Source organism: Tahibacter sp., from assembly GCF_032229445.1.
Taxonomy (GTDB): domain Bacteria; phylum Pseudomonadota; class Gammaproteobacteria; order Xanthomonadales; family Rhodanobacteraceae; genus Tahibacter.
In genome coordinates, this window is record NZ_JAVTWC010000021.1 from 1 (window position 1) to 15,398 (window position 15,398).

The 15,398-nt window shown below is 68.0% G+C and carries 10 protein-coding genes; all 10 read right to left on the reverse strand.

The window, feature by feature from the left end; translation table 11 throughout:
• Positions 1 to 278: 278 nt before the first annotated feature.
• The gene (locus RUU78_RS04875; protein ID WP_313914244.1) at positions 279 to 2,333 is read right to left on the reverse strand and encodes a hypothetical protein; all 2,055 of its coding nucleotides are present in this window, start codon (positions 2,331 to 2,333) and stop codon (positions 279 to 281) included.
• 74 nt (positions 2,334 to 2,407) lie between these two features.
• Entirely contained in the window at positions 2,408 to 3,601 is a 1,194-nt protein-coding gene (locus RUU78_RS04880) for a hypothetical protein (RefSeq protein WP_313914246.1), read from the reverse strand.
• A 26-nt stretch (positions 3,602 to 3,627) separates the two neighbouring features.
• Positions 3,628 to 4,317 (reverse strand): hypothetical protein, encoded by a 690-nt coding sequence (locus RUU78_RS04885; RefSeq protein ID WP_313914248.1) that lies wholly within the window; start codon positions 4,315 to 4,317, stop codon positions 3,628 to 3,630.
• Complete coding sequence (locus tag RUU78_RS04890; protein WP_313914250.1) at positions 4,317 to 6,194, reverse strand: hypothetical protein; 1,878 nt, start codon at positions 6,192 to 6,194, stop codon at positions 4,317 to 4,319. The genes RUU78_RS04885 and RUU78_RS04890 overlap by 1 nt, the downstream gene beginning before the upstream one ends.
• Before the next feature lie 95 nt (positions 6,195 to 6,289).
• Positions 6,290 to 8,161 carry a hypothetical protein gene (locus RUU78_RS04895; RefSeq protein ID WP_313914252.1) on the reverse strand — a complete coding sequence of 624 codons (1,872 nt, stop codon included), beginning with the start codon at positions 8,159 to 8,161 and terminating at the stop codon, positions 6,290 to 6,292.
• A 219-nt stretch (positions 8,162 to 8,380) separates the two neighbouring features.
• On the reverse strand, positions 8,381 to 10,360 hold the full coding sequence (locus tag RUU78_RS04900; RefSeq protein WP_313914254.1) for a hypothetical protein: 1,980 nt from the start codon (positions 10,358 to 10,360) through the stop codon (positions 8,381 to 8,383).
• A complete protein-coding gene (gene dapE / locus RUU78_RS04905) occupies positions 10,353 to 11,486 on the reverse strand; it encodes a succinyl-diaminopimelate desuccinylase (protein WP_313914256.1) in 1,134 nt (377 codons plus the stop codon). Before dapE ends, RUU78_RS04900 begins: the two co-directional genes overlap by 8 nt.
• Before the next feature lies 1 nt (position 11,487).
• Complete coding sequence (locus RUU78_RS04910) at positions 11,488 to 11,844, reverse strand: Spx/MgsR family RNA polymerase-binding regulatory protein (RefSeq protein WP_313914257.1); 357 nt, start codon at positions 11,842 to 11,844, stop codon at positions 11,488 to 11,490.
• 1 nt (position 11,845) lies between these two features.
• Entirely contained in the window at positions 11,846 to 12,682 is an 837-nt protein-coding gene (gene dapD, locus RUU78_RS04915) for a 2,3,4,5-tetrahydropyridine-2,6-dicarboxylate N-succinyltransferase (RefSeq protein WP_313914260.1), read from the reverse strand.
• Positions 12,669 to 15,359 carry a [protein-PII] uridylyltransferase gene (gene glnD / locus RUU78_RS04920; protein WP_313914262.1) on the reverse strand — a complete coding sequence of 897 codons (2,691 nt, stop codon included), beginning with the start codon at positions 15,357 to 15,359 and terminating at the stop codon, positions 12,669 to 12,671. Before glnD ends, dapD begins: the two co-directional genes overlap by 14 nt.
• Between the last annotated feature and the right edge of the window lie 39 nt (positions 15,360 to 15,398).

A 15,398-nucleotide genomic window follows, 5' to 3' on the forward strand; every position in this document is an offset into this window, starting at 1 on the left:
AATCAGCCCCATCCACAGCCACCCCTCCGGCCCGTTGGGCGCTCACGCCACCCAGAACCTTCGGTTCTTGAGGGCTGCCTTTCACCCCCTTCAAGGGGAGGGTTGGGTGGGGATGGGTTGATGTTGCTTCGTCAGCAAAAAACTGCGCTATGGCGAACATTACGCCTCACGTCAGACTGCTATGCGCGCGAACACCATCCCCACCCAACCCTCCCCTTGAAGGGGAGGGCTTTCACGGCCTACGCGAGTTTGCCGAGCATTTTTTGCTGGACGTTCTCTTACAGCTGCTCTTCGAAATCGTCAGCGTAGATCAGGTCCACGACCGGCGAGGACGGCGCGAGCACCGTGGCCGTGTACGACGCCGGCGTGCCGCTCTGCGCGACGTGCAGGTCGATGTCGGCCGCCGTCGGCGCCTGGGTCGTGACGAACGAGAAGCGGAACATCGTGCCCCAGTTCAGCGGGTTGAGCACGGCCGGCGTGTTCGCCGGCGGCGTCGGGTTGACCGGCGCGGTCCAGCTCAGCGTGCCGGCGGCGGCGGTGCCGGTCCAGTTGTTCGCGGCGTCGAGGTCACCGTCGTTGAACTCGATCGAACTCGCGCTCAAGCCTTCGGGCAGCGGCACGCTGAAGCGGTCGAAGCCGAAGTTGTGGATCACGCGGAAGCGCTGGGCCGGATCGGAGTCGTCGCTGTACTTGCCGGTGCCCTGGGTGACGGCGCGGGCGAAGTCGAGGTTCATGACCGCGTAGTCGTAGCGCCACTGGCCGCCGCCGAGGTCGACGACATTGACCGCCACGCGCGTATGGCCTTCGGCGTTGGCGATCTCGACGTTCTTCTGGTTAGGATTCGACGTCGTTGGACTGACCCAGCGGTTGATGACCGGGCCGAGCAGCTGCGGCGCGCCGTTGGTCAACGACCAGCTCGAACCGAAGTTGAAGGTGACCGGCCGCGACGACATGGTGTTGTAGATGTTGATGTCGTCGCGAACGATGTACCAGGACTCGAAGTAATAGGTGCCGCCCGCGGCCAGCTGCGATTCGCGCGTGATCATGCGCTGGCTGTAGTTGTTGTTGCCGCCGTTCGTGTTGCTCGTAAGCGTGCAGTTCGGATCGAAGATCGAGCCACAGCGGCCCCACTGCCCGGTTGCCGGGATGATTTCGCTGCGCGGGCCGAGGTCGTTGTTGCTGTCGTTGTTACTGGTGCCGTAGGTATCGGAACACGCGAGGCCGAGAATCGCGCCGGTGGTGCCGCCGCTGCCCGGGCCGCTGTTGTCGCAGCTGGTGTTCGTCGTGACGAACGCATGCTTCACGCCGGAACGGCCGATCTGCTCGATACGGTTGTTCGCATCGATGCGATAGAGGTTCCAGATCAGGTTCGGATGCTGGTCGTTGTCGTACGGCGCGAACGTGCCAGAGAATTTGCGATACCACGCGACGTCGGCCGAATACTGCGCGGTGCTGGTGCCGTTCGGATCGCCGGCCACGGTCGGGCTGAAGGTGCCGTGATTGACGTTGTTGCGCAATGTGGAGGACGGCGTGAAAACGGCATAGCCGTCAGTGGCACCGGCCGGGCCGTCGCAGGTGCCGGTGGCCGGCGGGTTGGTCGAGCAACGCGAATACTGGCCCTGGAAGCTCAGCATGAACACGTCAGCCTGGTAGGTGGCACCCGGCACACCGGCCACAGCGGTACCCGGCCAGACCGGCGCCCCCTGCACGATCCGGATGTAGTTGCCATCCTGCGCGACGACGTTGAGGCGCATGCGCATCTGCGCAACGACCCAGTCGGTGATCTCGGGTTTGCCCAGACGATGGGCGAGATCCTCATGCAGGCGCAGGTCCATGGTCTGCACGTCGACGGTGCGGCCTTCGTCGGCGATCACATACATCAGGCGATCGAGGTAGAACAGCTTCTTGCCGGTCGCGTCGACGACGTCGAGCTTCTGCGAATTCGCGCCACGGGGCACGAGGACCGCATCGACCAGCGAGATCTCGCCGACCGGGGTGGTCAGGCTGAACCCGCCGCGCAGCGCAAGACGGCCGGCGACGAAATGGTCGAAGTTGGTTTCCGTCACGGCGAAGCTCAGACCACCCTGGTCGCGCAACGGCACGGCGACGAAATCACGGTTGTCGGGGGCGGAGACGTCGGTCGATCCCTTCAGCGCGATGCCGTAGTCGCGCAGCAGATCGACGTTCCAGATGAAGCCCAGGTCGCCGCCCAAAGCCGTCCATGTCTGCGGCGCCTGCACGCCCGTCGCCGCGGATGCGGCAACAGCGGCCGGGCCGTGCATCAGCGCGGCCAGCGCAAAGGTCAGAAGGTAACTGCGGGATCGGGTCTTCATTGTCGCCTCTCGAATTGTCTGTCTGCCGCGCGCGCGCGGTCCCGGGGGAGGAGTTACAGCCACATCACGATCGTTCACTGGAAGTCGTCGCGGAACAGCGGCCAGTCGCCCACCGGTGTGATCAGCGGCCCGACCTTCTTGCACACCATCGAATCCTGCGGCACCGCACCGCTGCCCGGCGTCGGCCAGTTGTTGGCGGTCGTGTCGCGCACGTTGGCCGTGTAGTACACCACCACGTCCGCATCGACGATGCTCTCGCCGTTGGCGATGTTGGTCGCGACCATCTCACAGTCACTGAGATTGTTGTCGGCCTTGTCGGAATACTCGTTGTTGATGAACTTCGAGCCGATCACGTCGGCGAGATGCAGGTTGCGCAGTGACTCGTTGACCGGGGTGTAGTCGCCCGCACCGGAATTGATGCGATAGCCGAAGCCCTCTACACCGTCGGTCACCTCCCAGTACGACGGCTGCCCGCCGGGTGCGCCGGTCAGGCTGCGCACGTCGGTGAACTCGGTCGACTTGAGCACGCCGTTGGCCGCGAGCTGGTCGTGCGCAGCGCCGTCGATGTCGAAGTCGAGGCGCCAGTAGTTGTGGTGCCAGTGGGTGACGTTGTTGTAGGTGCCGTCGGAATTGCCGTAGCCGAATTCCGGATTGATGTCGCCGTTGGCGTAGAACGCGAAGCGGCTGACGTACTGGTACCAGCTGGCCGAGTACTGCGTGGTCAGCATCACGTAGCTCTCTTCGGGGTTCTCCGCATTGGTCATGTCCTCGATCGAGACGCCGCTGTTCATGCAGTTGGCGTTGACGAAGGGATTCGGCGAGAGGTTGTTGAACGGACAGGTGCCGTGCGACGCGGTCGCGCTCGTGGAGACGTCGCAGGTCGTCGTCGCGCGGAACGTGCCGGGGACGCCGAGCATGTTGCGCGTGGGCGGCGAGGCGGCGAAGCGCGCGTTGGCGTCCTTCCAGTCGCGGTAGCAGTTGCCGCCGGAGCCGTTGCGGTATTCGGCGAACAGGATCGGCGAATGGAAACGCTTGGCGACGGGGATGCCCTTGTAGTGCACGTCGCGCACTTCCAGGCCCGAGCCCTGCACGCCCGCGCTCGCGCTCGGCGGCAGCCAGCACATTTCCCAGATTGCCGGGCCGGTCGCCGGCCACTTGAGCAGCGTGCCGCCGGACACGGCGCAGTTCGGATGGGCGGCGAGCAGGTCGGCGCTGAAGCCGCCCAGCAGCAGCAAGGCCAGTGTGCGCACGAGGTGATGAGTCTTCACGGACGATCCTTTGGAAGAAAGTGAAATCATGGGTGTGCCTGGGACAGCGGTCCGGGGTTGTCCGGGCCATAGAACGGATGCACGACGACGCGCTTCATGAGGTCGACGATGGCGTGCGCGACCGGGCGCTCGCCGTCATTGCCGCCGGAGACGATCACATGGACGCAGCGCGAGCGCTGGCCGCAACCCGGATCGGTGGCTTCGCGAAACGCAAAGCCGCCATAGAAGCGCAGGCCGTGCTGGGCCAGCACGGGACCGAGACCGGCGTGCTCGCGCGCGAGGGCGAACGCGAGCTCCATCTCGGCGTCGGTGAAATTCATGGTCTGCTCGGGCAGGTCGCGCTGGCTGTGCGGCTGGCCGTCGCGGGTATAGACGCGCTCGACGCCGATGCCGCGCGCGTAGTCCCAGACATATTCGACCGTGACCGGCAGGTTCGCGCCGTTTTCGCTGAACACGTCGTCATAGCGACGGACCACGACAATGGCTGGCAGCTGGATCTCGCGCGAAGCGCGCGAGTTGCTCACTTGCGGACCGGCTACGCCGGCGGTGCCGGCAAGGGTGCCGAGTTTGCCGGGGCCGGTCGCGGCGGGATCGGACTGGCCGGCAGCAGCAGCCGGTGGGGATGCACTGCGCGGTGGCGCGGCGGCGCAGGCAGCAAGCAGGCCGGCAGCGAGCAGCGGCGCGGCGAAACGCAGGCAATGGAGCGAATGACGCATCAACGGGTCCCCGTACTCGCCGCGGCACTGCGCATGTCCTCGGGCGGCGATTTGCCGAGGGCGGGATCGTTCCAGAGCTGGTACAGGTACTCGCCCCGGCTAAGGCTCTGCGGACCGACGTCGAACGGCCGTTCCGGATTGCTGGAACACAACAGGTTCTCCGCCGGGATGCTGCCGGCGGCGGCCTCGCGCTGCAGAAACTCGATGTAGTCGCGGCTGGCAACCTGGAACTTCAGCGTCGCCGTGACCGTGACCGGAAGCGCAGTTCCCGCCGGTACCGGGATGGTGTAGGTCGCCACGTCGTAGTTGACCAACCGGTCCGAACCGGGCGACGGCGGCGGATAGGTCAGGCCGACCGGCCGTACTGCAGGATCGGTGCCACCGCGGAAGCCCAGCGGCGGAATCCGGTTGTCCTTGGCGATGCAGTTGTTCAGGACGAAATGGAACTGCTTGCGGCCCAGTGCATCGGTGACCTTGCAGCTGCTGCTCGTGCTGTCCCAGATCCCCTGCAGCACTTCGTAGACCCGCGCCTGGGCGTCTTCGGTCAGGCTCGCGGTCGCCGCGTCATAGGCGCCGCTCTGGAAGACGATCTGGTTGGCCGCGTCACGCGCGACCACGTTGAGCCACATGCGCCGTCCTTCGGCATACCCGGTCGGCAGCTTGTGTCCGCTGAGGTTGGTCACCTTGACCTTGGCGACGAGATTGGCCTGGCCGGCGGTGAACGGATCGAGCGTGACCGCGACCAGCGCGCTGCGGTCCATGAGCATTTCGCGCGCCCAGGCGATCGTGCGATCGAAGGCGTCTTCGCGGTCGAGCTGGTCGGGCGCGCCGTACTTGGCCTTGAGCAGCTTGGGCACCCAGGTGTTCGCACCGACGAACTCATGCACCGGCAGGTTGCCCTGGCGCGAACCGGCCGGATTGTTGACGCAGGCTCGCGCATCGGGCGAGGTGGAGCTGCGCATGTGGCAGTCCTGGCAGGTCTCGCCGCGGGCCAGCGCCGGCTGGAACGCGAACGCGTCACCGAGGCGGTCGCGGAAGATGATGTCGGCGAAATCGCTCTTGAGCCATTCGCTGTAGGTGCGCTCGACCGGAAAGGTCTGGCCGGTGTCGGTACCGTCGTTGAGAATCAGCGTCTTGAGCGGGCCGGCGCTGGTCTCCGGCGCATCCACGTTGTGGCAGGTGCCGCAGATCTCCGCGGCGGCGTGGAACGGCGAGGCGACCCAGCCATGCGGCGGCTCCAGCGGATCGCCGTCGGCGTAGCGGTAAGGACCACGCCGGCACGGACCGCCGTAGACGCTACCGTCGGGATTGGTGCACTCGGTCGCATCGTCCAGCCACAGCCGCGCGCTGCCGATTGCGGTGCTCTGCCCGGCAGGACCGTTCGGCATCATGCGATGGCAATACTGGCAGTTGATGCCGCCGTAGTCGTTGCCCTTGGTGTCCGGCTGCGCGTAGTTGCCCTGCAGCAGACAGCCGTTCTCGCCGTTGACGGTCTGCCCCGGGGTCGCGGTCTTGGACACGCGCCCCTCGAACCAGGCCGTCGGCGCATGGCAGCGCAGGCAATAGTCGCCGATGCCCGGAATGTCGCGATTGGCCACGTCGAGCGCCGCCCAGAACAGCGGATCGCGTCCGGCATTGGCCATCATCGAGCCCGACCAGGTGTTGTACGGCAGCAGCGGCCCGTCACCCGGCGAAAAGCCGCGATGGCAGCCTTCGCAGGCGTCAGCCGGCTGGATGTTCCAGGCCAGCCCGGGCTGGGTGCCATGTGGTGTGTAGTCGAGCGCCGCCACCGGCCCGGCACCAAGCACCGCCAGCCCCACCACGCAAGCGCGCAGTACGGCCTCCCAAAAAATCTGCCTGTAACCGTTTTTCGCCACGCAGCCCCCGACAACCGGCGCGGTCCCTCACCGAGTGGAAAAGCGCTTCCTGCACTTTCACCAGAATTCAGACGGCCCGTGTCCGGGCCGCTCTATCAATTGCCTGCCAGCACGGTCGACGTGGCGGCGGTTTCCGGCGGCGACTTGCCATAGGCCGGATCGGACCAGAGTGAGAACAGGAACTCGCCGCGCGACTGCGATTGCGGCCCGACCGTGAACGGCCGCCCCGGGCCACCGGCGCACAGCGTGTTCTCGGCCGGAATGACCGGAGCCGTGATCGCCTGGTCGCGCAGGAACTCGATGTAGTCCTTGCTCGCGATCTGGTGGCGCAGGTTCGCCTCGATGCGCACGGGCAACGGCGTCCCGGCCGGCAGCACGAAGCTGTAGACCGTGTCGTCATAGTTGACCAGCGTGCCCGAGCCCGAGGCGGTTTCCGGGTAGGTGTAGTTGACCGGCCGCACCTCGTCGCCATTCGGGTCCGCGGCGGTGCGCGGACGCAGGCCGAGCGGCGGGATGCGGTTGTCCTTCGCGATGCAGTTGTTCAGCACGAAATGGAACTGCTTCTTGCCGCCGACCTCGGTGCGGCAGGTGCCGGGCAGCGCCGGATCCCAGATGCCCTGCAGCACCTCGTAGATCTTGATCTGGCCGTCCTGGGTCAGCACGCCCGTGGCCGTGTCGAACGCACCGCTTTCGCTGACCAGCGCGTTGCTCGCGTTGAACACCTTGACGTTGAGCCACATACGACGGCCTTCCGAATAACCGGTCGGCAGCTTGTGGCCGCTGAGGTTGGTCGTGCGCACGCGCACGCTGACCGAGCCCGGCGTGCCCGGGCCGGGCGCGCTGTAGGCGGTGACCGTCGTCGACATCGCGGCGCTGGACTGCAGCATCGCGCGCGCCCAGGCGATGGTGCGGTCGAAATCGGCCGGGCGATTGAAGCCGCCCTCGCTGCCGTACAGGGACTTGATGATGGCCGGCACCCAGGTATTCGCGCCAACGAAGGTGTGCACCGGCAGGTTGCCCGTGCGCGAGCCTTCCTCGTTCAAGGTACAGGCCTGGGCCAGCGGATCGTTCGACGAGGGCATGTGGCAGCCCTGGCACTGCTGTGCCTTGGCCAGCGCGGGCTGACCCGGCGCCGCAGTCTGCAGGCCGTCGCGGAAGATCAGGTCGGCGAACAGACTGCGCTTCCACTCGCTGTAGGTGCGTTCGATCGGGAACGGGCGCGTCGTGGCCGTGCCGTTTTCCAGGATCAGGGTCTTGAGCGGACCCTGATCAGTATCGGGCGTCGACACGTCGTGGCAGGTGCCGCAGATCTCCGAACTCGAATGCAACGGGGACTGGACCCAGCCGTGCGGCGGTTCGCGCACGTCGTTGACATAGGTATAAGGCCCGCGCCGGCACGGGCCGCCGTATTCGCCGCCCCCGGGGGTGAAGCAGGTCGCGGCGTCGTCGATCCAGGCGTTGGCGTTGCCGATCTCGAACGGCTGGCCCTGTGGACCCGTCGGCATCATGCGATGACAGTAGTGGCAGGACACGCCGCCGTAGTCGCTGGTGAAGCTGTCGTCGTCGTTGTAGTCGCCAGTCAGCTGGCAGCCCGAGGCACCGTTGGCGGGCTGGGTCGTCCCATCGCCCTTCTTGACGACACGGCCGCCGAACCAGCCGGACGGCGTGTGGCAGCGCAGGCAGAAGTCGCCGGCGCCGGGATAGTCCTTGTTCGCCACGTCGAGGGCGGCCCAGAACAGCGGGTCGCGCGTGGCATTGGCCATCATCGAACCCGTCCAGGTGCTGTGCGGCAGGAACTGGTTCTGCGGCGACGAAAAGCCGCGATGGCAACCGATGCAGTCACTGGTGGGTTCAAGGGCCGACTGCAGCAGCGGCTGCGTGCCGTGCGGAGTCAGGTCGATGGCCCTGGCGAGCGGACTCGACAAGGAAGCGGCGACGACGACAGCGGCCAGAACGACCGCCCGCACAGTCCGCACAGCATCACGCAACCACACCATCCGCACACCCCCGAAATTCTGAATGCACCCTGGAGCATTCAGCCGAGGAAAGTAGCACAGCTTATGCCAGCCCGGAGTAAGGCCTGACGAAAGTCATGGCTGCTGCAGCGCAGCATCAAGGCTATCGGCCGGATGCAGGAAACAGGTAAGAGGAGTGAGAAACGAGTGAGCGCGCCGGGTCTGCGCTTTTCACTCCTTTCTCAGTCCTTCTGGCTCATTTCCCGGCGCCGGGGGCCGGGTGCGCGGCCGCGGCGTCCAGTCGCGCAGCGGCGCAAGGGTCGCCGCGTGCCAGGTCTGCGTACCGGCGCCCAGGTGCGCCGTGCTGTCGCGCGGCCCGAGGTCGCTGACGAAGGCGAAGCGGAAGCTGTGCCCCCAATCCAGTGCGGCCGCGCTACCGCGCTGCCACGCGACGCGGTCGATCGTGCGCGCCGCGTCCCATTGCACGCCGCTATTGGCCACGGCGGCGAAATCGGTCTGCTCGATCCGCGCCTGCGCGTCGGCGAACACGAAGAAGCGTTCGATGCCGAGGTTTTCCTCGACGCGCAGGTTGGGCTCCTGCCCGCTGGTGCGCGCCAGGGTGAGATCGAGATTGAACAGCTGGTATTCGTAGTGGTAGCGCCCGTCCGGCTGGCGCGTCACGCGCGTGCCGAGCAGCGCCCTGCCCTGCGCGGTGTCCACCAGGCTGCGGCGCTGCCAGCCGCCCGCGGGCGCGAGGTCGATCCAGCGCTCGAGCATGCTGCCGGTGCGGAAGTCGCTGACGTCGAAACGCCAGACATGCGCGTTCGGGTCGACGCCCTGGCCGCGCACCTTCTGCGGCTCGATCTGCATCAGGCCGATGCTGTTCCAGGGATCGGCGTCCTCGCGCACGACATACCAGTACTCGAGGAACCAGCGCGCGCCGGGATGCAGCGACGGCATCAGCTCGCGCTCGCGCACGGCCAGGCGCTTGGCCGGGTTGTAGGCGTCGTCGGGCAGCAGGCCGTCGCCGGCGTCGCGGCGGCCGTCGCAGTCGGCGTCGTACAGCGAGCCGCAGCGCCCCCACTGCGCCGTATACGGAATGATCTCGTTGCGCGGCGCGAGCGCACTCGGGAAATCGTTGCTGAAGCCGCCGTAGGTGTCCTCGCAACCCGGATAAAGGATGTTGCCGCCGCCGCAGTCGCAGACCGCGTTGATCGTGTGGAAGGCGTGCTTGGCGCCCGACGCGCCGATCTGCTGCAGGCGGCCGTCGGCGTCGAGCCGGTACAGGTTCCAGACCAGGTACGGATGCTGGTCGTTGGCGTAGGGCGGCGCCGGCGCCGAGAACTTCGCATACCAGGCCACGGCGGCATCGCCGGTGTTGCGCAGGCTGGCATCGGGCGCGAGCACCACGAGGCCGTCGTCGCTGTCGGCGCTACAGACGCGCGTATGGCCGCCGGCACTGTCGCTTCGTCCACACCGGTACGCGTTGACGCCGTCGGGCTGGCGCTCTTCCCAGTTCACCGCGAGGCGCAGCATGGTCACGTCGGCCCTGGCCGTCGCATCCGGCCAGCGCAGCGGACACACGGCCGTGTCTTTGGCCGCCGCGGCGTCGATGGCCGCGCCCGCGACGCCGTCGCTCTGCGCGCCGCCGACCAGGCGTCCGCTCCATTCCGGCCGCCCGAGCCAGCGCGCCAGCGCCGGCGCGATGCGCAGGTCCATGTGCCGTAGTGAGAGCGCGCCGTCGTCGCCGGGATAGGCATGCGCATGATCGAGCGTGAACCAGGCCACGCCGCGGCGGTCGGCGAGCTCCAGACCGATGCGCGCGGTGCCACGCTGGCGCAGCTGGAAACCATCGAGGTCGAGCCGGCCACGGCCGGCCGCGCGCAGGCGCGGACCGCCGAGATGACGGATGCGGCCGGTCTCCAGCGCTGCGAAGCGGCCGCCCTCGCGGCGCCAGCGCAGGCGGTCGCCGGGTACGACCGCAAAACGCTGCGCGCGATAGTCGGCAACGGCGTTGCCGTCGTGCAGGCAATCGCCGCAATGGCCCAGCAGTTCCAGACCCAGCGGCGCGAGCGCGCCCTGGTTGAACCACAGCGTGGTCGCCCCCTCCTCGTCGCGCGCGTGCGCAAGGCCCGCGAACAGCAACAGCGCGAGCAGGACCCGCATCGACCGGGCGAGCGCGAACCGTGGCGAGCTGCGGATCTCAGCCATGACCGAGCAGGCGCTCCGCGATCGCGAGATACAGCGCCGGCAGACGTTCGAGATCCGCGACCGCGACATGCTCGTCGAGCTTGTGGATGGTCGCATTGACGGGTCCGAGTTCGACCACGTCCGCACCGAGCGGCGCGATGAAGCGGCCATCCGACGTGCCGCCGCCCGTGCTCGCGACCGTCGCGATGCCGCAGACCTGCGCGATCGCCGCGATCGTGTGCTCGCGCAGCGGTCCGCCCCGCGTCAGGAAGGGTTCGCCGGAGAGATCCCAGCGCAGCGCGAAATCGATACCGTGGCGGTGCAATACGGCCTCGGTACGCTCGCGCAGCGTGTCGGCGCTGCTTTCGGTGCAGAAGCGGAAATTGAACACCGCGTCGAGCGTGCCCGGAATCACGTTGCTCGCACCGGTGCCGGCCGCAAGGTTGGACACCTGGAACGAGGTCGGCGGGAAGTCCGCGTTGCCCTGGTCCCAGCGCGTCGCGGCCAGTTCGGCCAGCGCCGGCGCGAACGCGTGGATCGGGTTGAGCGCCTTTTCCGGATAGGCGACGTGGCCCTGCATGCCGCGCACCGTCAGATAGCCCGACAGCGAGCCGCGCCGGCCGACGCGGATCATGTCGCCGAGGCGCTCGGACGACGAGGGCTCGCCGACCACGCACCAGTCCAGGCGCTCGCCGCGCGCGCGGAAGGTCTCGGCGACGCGGCGCACGCCGTCCCTGGCCACGCCTTCCTCGTCGCTGGTCAGCAGTAGCGCGATGCGTCCCGCATGCCGCGGATGGCGCGCGACGAAGGCTTCGAGCGCGAGCACGAAAGCCGCGACCGAGCCCTTCATGTCGGCCGCGCCGCGGCCGTAGAGCATTCCGTCGCGCAGCGTCGGCTCGAACGGCGGGCTGCTCCACTGCGCGGCAGGGCCGCTGGGCACCACGTCGGTATGGCCGAGAAAGGCCAGCACCGGCCCCTCGCCGCCATGCGTCGCCCAGAGATTGTCCACATCGCCAAAACGCAACGATTCCACCTGAAAGCCGGCACGCCGCAGGCGTTGCGCGATCAGCGCCTGGCAGCCGGCGTCGTCCGGCGTGACCGAGGCACGCCGGATCAGTTCGCAGGTCAGTTCGAGCACCTCGGACATGTCAGCCGGCGAAGCGCTGGGCGAACTGCTTGTCGTTGAAGCCGACACTGACCTGACCGTCGTCGGTGACCAGCACGGGTCGGCGCACGATGGCCGGATGCTCCTTGATCAGTAATGTCCATTCCGGCGCGCTTTCCGGCGTCTTGCGCGTTTCCGGCAGGCTGCGCCAGGTCGTCGAGGCTCGGTTGACGAGCTTTTCCCAGCCGCCGACGGCGAGCGCCCAGGCCTTCAGCGTCTCGGCCGGCACGCGCTGCTCGCGGTAGTCGACGAAGGCGTGGTCGACCGCGTGCCGCTGCAGCCAGTTGCGCGCCTTCTTGCAGGTATCGCACTTCTCCAGTCCGTACACCGTTGCTGTCATCTCAGTCGCCCCGCAGCAGTTCGTTGACCGAAGTCTTGCTGCGCGTCTTCTCGTCGACGCGCTTGACGATGACGGCGCAATACAGGCTGTGGCTGCCGTCGGCGGCGGGCAACGAGCCCGACACCACGACGCTGCCGGCCGGCACGCGACCGTAGGAGATCTCCCCGCTCGCGCGGTCGTAGATGCGTGTCGACTGGCCGATGAACACGCCCATGCCGATGACGCTGCCACGTTCGACGACGACGCCTTCGACGACTTCGGAACGCGCACCGACGAAGCAGCCGTCCTCGATGATGGTCGGCCCGGCCTGCAACGGCTCGAGCACGCCACCGATACCGGCACCGCCGGACAGGTGCACGCCCGCGCCGATCTGCGCGCAGGATCCGACCGTGGCCCAGGTATCGACCATGGTGCCGGCGCCGACGTAAGCGCCGATATTGACGAAACTCGGCATCAGCACGACATCACGGGCGATGTGCGCGCCACGGCGCACGATCGCGCCGGGCACGGCGCGCGCGCCGAGGGCGCGGAACTGGGCCTCGTCGAAGCCCTGGAAACGCAGGTCGACCTTGTCGTAGTACGGCGCCGGTTCGCCGCCCATGACCCGGTTCGGATTCAGGCGGAACGACAGCAGCACGGCTTTCTTGAGCCACTGGTTGACGCGCCAGCCGCCCGCCCCGCCTTCGGTGACGTCGGGTTCGGCGACGCGGCGTTCGCCGCTTTCGAGCGAGGCGAGCGCATCGTCGACGGCGCGCCGGGTTTCCTCGTCGGCGTTGGCCGGACTCAGATCGGCGCGGCGCTCCCAGGCCGCGTCGATCAACGCTTCAAGTGCTTGCATGGTGCTCCTTGGCAATGCCGGCCGGGTTCGGGTCCAGCCGTTCGGTCAGGGCCTGCAACAGGGCCTGCCCGGCGTCCGGCTCCAGCGGTCGGTCGTTCTGGTCGGTGATCTGGAAAAAGTCTTCGGCGCGTTCGCCGAACGTGGCAATCCGCGCATCGTGCACGCGTACGCGGCGCTCGCGCAGGGCCAGCGCGACGACGGCCAGCAGGCCCGGCCGATCGGAACAGACCAGTGACAGCTGCGTGCGGCCGGTGGCCGAATCGGTGCGGAACGCGATGCGTGGCGCCATCTGGAAATGCCGCAGCGGCCGCGCCAGCGGGCGCTTGACCAGATGCGGCCGGTACGGCTGCTGTTGCAGCGCGCGCTGCAGTTCGCCGCGCACGCGCTCGACGCGCTCGGCCTCGGCCAGCGCACGGCCCTGGGCGTCGAGCACCAGGAAGGTATCGAGGCTCATGCCCGACGTGGTGGTCAGCACGCGCGCTTCCTGCACCGACAGGTTGAGCCGATCCAGCGTCGCGGCGACGGTCGCGAACAGGCCGTCGCGGTCTTCGGCGTAGACGAAGATTTCGCTACCGCCGCGCACGCCGTCGGACTGGATCGCGATCAGTGGCAGGTCGCTGGCTTCCGCCGCAAGAATCAGGCGCGTCTGCCAGGCGACCTGTTCCGGGTGATAGCGCAGGAATGCCTGTTCCGGGAAACCGGCCCATAGCCCGTCGATATCCCCGTCGTCCAGGCCGTCGGCATGCAGGATCTCGCGCGCCTGCAGCCGGCACTCGGCGACCTGGGCCGGCGTCTGCGGCGGGCGTTCGAGACCTGCGCGCAGCACGTAGCGCGCGGCGACATAGAGATCGGCCAGCAGCCGGTCCTTCCACGAATTCCACAGCTTCGGACTCGTGCCGGCGATGTCGGCGCAGGTCAGCAGATAGAGCAGGTCCAGCCGCTCCCATTCGCCGACCTGCACGGCGAAGCGATGCACGATGTCCGGGTCGGTGATGTCCTGGCGCTGCGCGGTCACGCTCATGAGCAGGTGCCAGCGCACGAGCCAGGCGACCAGTTCCGCCTCGCTGGCCGGCAGGCCCAGGCGATAGCAGAACGCACGGGCGTCGACTTCGCCGAGTTCCGAATGATCGCCGCCGCGCCCCTTGGCGATGTCGTGGAACAGCGCGGCGAGCAGCAGCAGCTCGGGCCGCGCGACGCGCTGGTAGACCTCGAAGCCGAGGGCGAACTCGCGGCTCGACTCCAGCTCGGCGAAGCGCGCGACGATGCGCAGCACGCGCAGGGTGTGCTCGTCCACGGTATACACGTGGAAAAGATCATATTGCATGCGGCCGACGACTTTGCCGAAGGCCGGCAGGTACTGCGCGAGCAGGCCGTGCCGGCTCATGCGCGCAAGCGCCGGCACGGCGGCGGCGCCCAGGCGCAGCAGGCGCAGGAACGCCGCCTGCACGGCCGGATCGTCGCGCAGGCGGTCCGCCTGCAGTTCCACCGCGGCCTGAAGCCGCGCCAGCGCGTTCGCGCGCAGTCCTTTGAACGCGGGGTTTTCGGCCAGCGCGACGAAGATCTCGATCATCGCCGCGGGCCGGCGCAGGAACAGGTCCGCGTCGCGCAGATCGAGGCGTTCGCCGATCGCGACGAAATGCTCGCCGACGGTTTCGGCCGCGAACAGCACCGGCGCGGCCAGCGCTTCGTCGCAGCGCTGCAGGAACGCGGCGTTGGCGCGCTCCAGCGTCATCGCGGCGCGGAAATAGTCCTGCATGAACTGCTCGACACCGAGGTTCTGCGCGTGCTCGTCCTCGTAGCCGAGGCGGCGCGCGAGTTCACGCTGGAAGTCGAACAGGAGCCGGTCCTCGAGTCGCCGCGCGAGCAGGTGCAAGGCGAAGCGCGTGCGCCACAGCACGCTGCGCGCCGCATCGATCGCGGCAACCTCGGCACTGCTGAGCAGATCCAGCGCGGCGAGTTCGCGCCAGTCGGCGACACCGAACAGGCGATGGCCGAGCCAGGCGATCACATGCAGGCTGCGCAGGCCGCCCGGGCCGTCCTTGAGATTGGGTTCGAGGTTGTAGGCCGTATCGTTGTAGCGCGCGTAGCGCTGTTCCTGCTCGGCGCGCTTGGCGATCAGGTACTCCGCCGCCGGCCACAGCGTCTCGTCGGCGCGCAGCGCGGCCCATTGCTCCTCGAAACGTTCGCTGCCGGCGAGGCGGCGGCCGTCGAGCAGGCTGGTATAGACCGACGCGTCGCGCGCGGCCAGCTCGCGGCATTGTTCAAATGTGCGCACCGCATGACCCGGCTTGAGGCCAAAGTCCCACAGGCAGGTGAACAGGGTTTCGAGCGAGCGCGCCAGCGAGCCCTGCGGTGGTGCGTCGACGAGCACGAGCACGTCGAGGTCCGAGCGCGGGAATTGTTCGCCGCGACCGAAGCCGCCGACCGCATACAGCGCTGCGCCGGCAGCCTCGCCGACGATCGCGACCCAGATGTGCCGCAGCAGCCGCTGCAGGGTCTGCGCGCGCAGCGGCACGAGCTCATCCGCAGGCAGGCCATCGCGAAACGCCTCGGCGAACCAGCGGTCCACGTCGCCGAGCCACTGCCGCAGGGCCAGCCGCGCCTGCGGCGAAATACCCGAGCGCGGCAACGCCGCCGGCAGGCGCGGCAACGCGGGTCTGGCCGGAGGTAGGCTCATCGGGCCTCGCGGAATCGGGTTCGAAACCCACAGTAACGG

Coding starts and splice junctions, on each gene's coding strand:
- glnD (WP_313914262.1), bottom strand. CDS start 15,359: ATGAGCCTACCTCCGGCCAGACCCGCGTTGCCGCGCCTGCCGGCGGCG.
- RUU78_RS04910 (WP_313914257.1), bottom strand. CDS start 11,844: ATGACAGCAACGGTGTACGGACTGGAGAAGTGCGATACCTGCAAGAAG.
- RUU78_RS04900 (WP_313914254.1), bottom strand. CDS start 10,360: ATGGCTGAGATCCGCAGCTCGCCACGGTTCGCGCTCGCCCGGTCGATG.
- RUU78_RS04875 (WP_313914244.1), bottom strand. CDS start 2,333: ATGAAGACCCGATCCCGCAGTTACCTTCTGACCTTTGCGCTGGCCGCG.
- dapD (WP_313914260.1), bottom strand. CDS start 12,682: ATGCAAGCACTTGAAGCGTTGATCGACGCGGCCTGGGAGCGCCGCGCC.
- dapE (WP_313914256.1), bottom strand. CDS start 11,486: ATGTCCGAGGTGCTCGAACTGACCTGCGAACTGATCCGGCGTGCCTCG.
- RUU78_RS04885 (WP_313914248.1), bottom strand. CDS start 4,317: ATGCGTCATTCGCTCCATTGCCTGCGTTTCGCCGCGCCGCTGCTCGCT.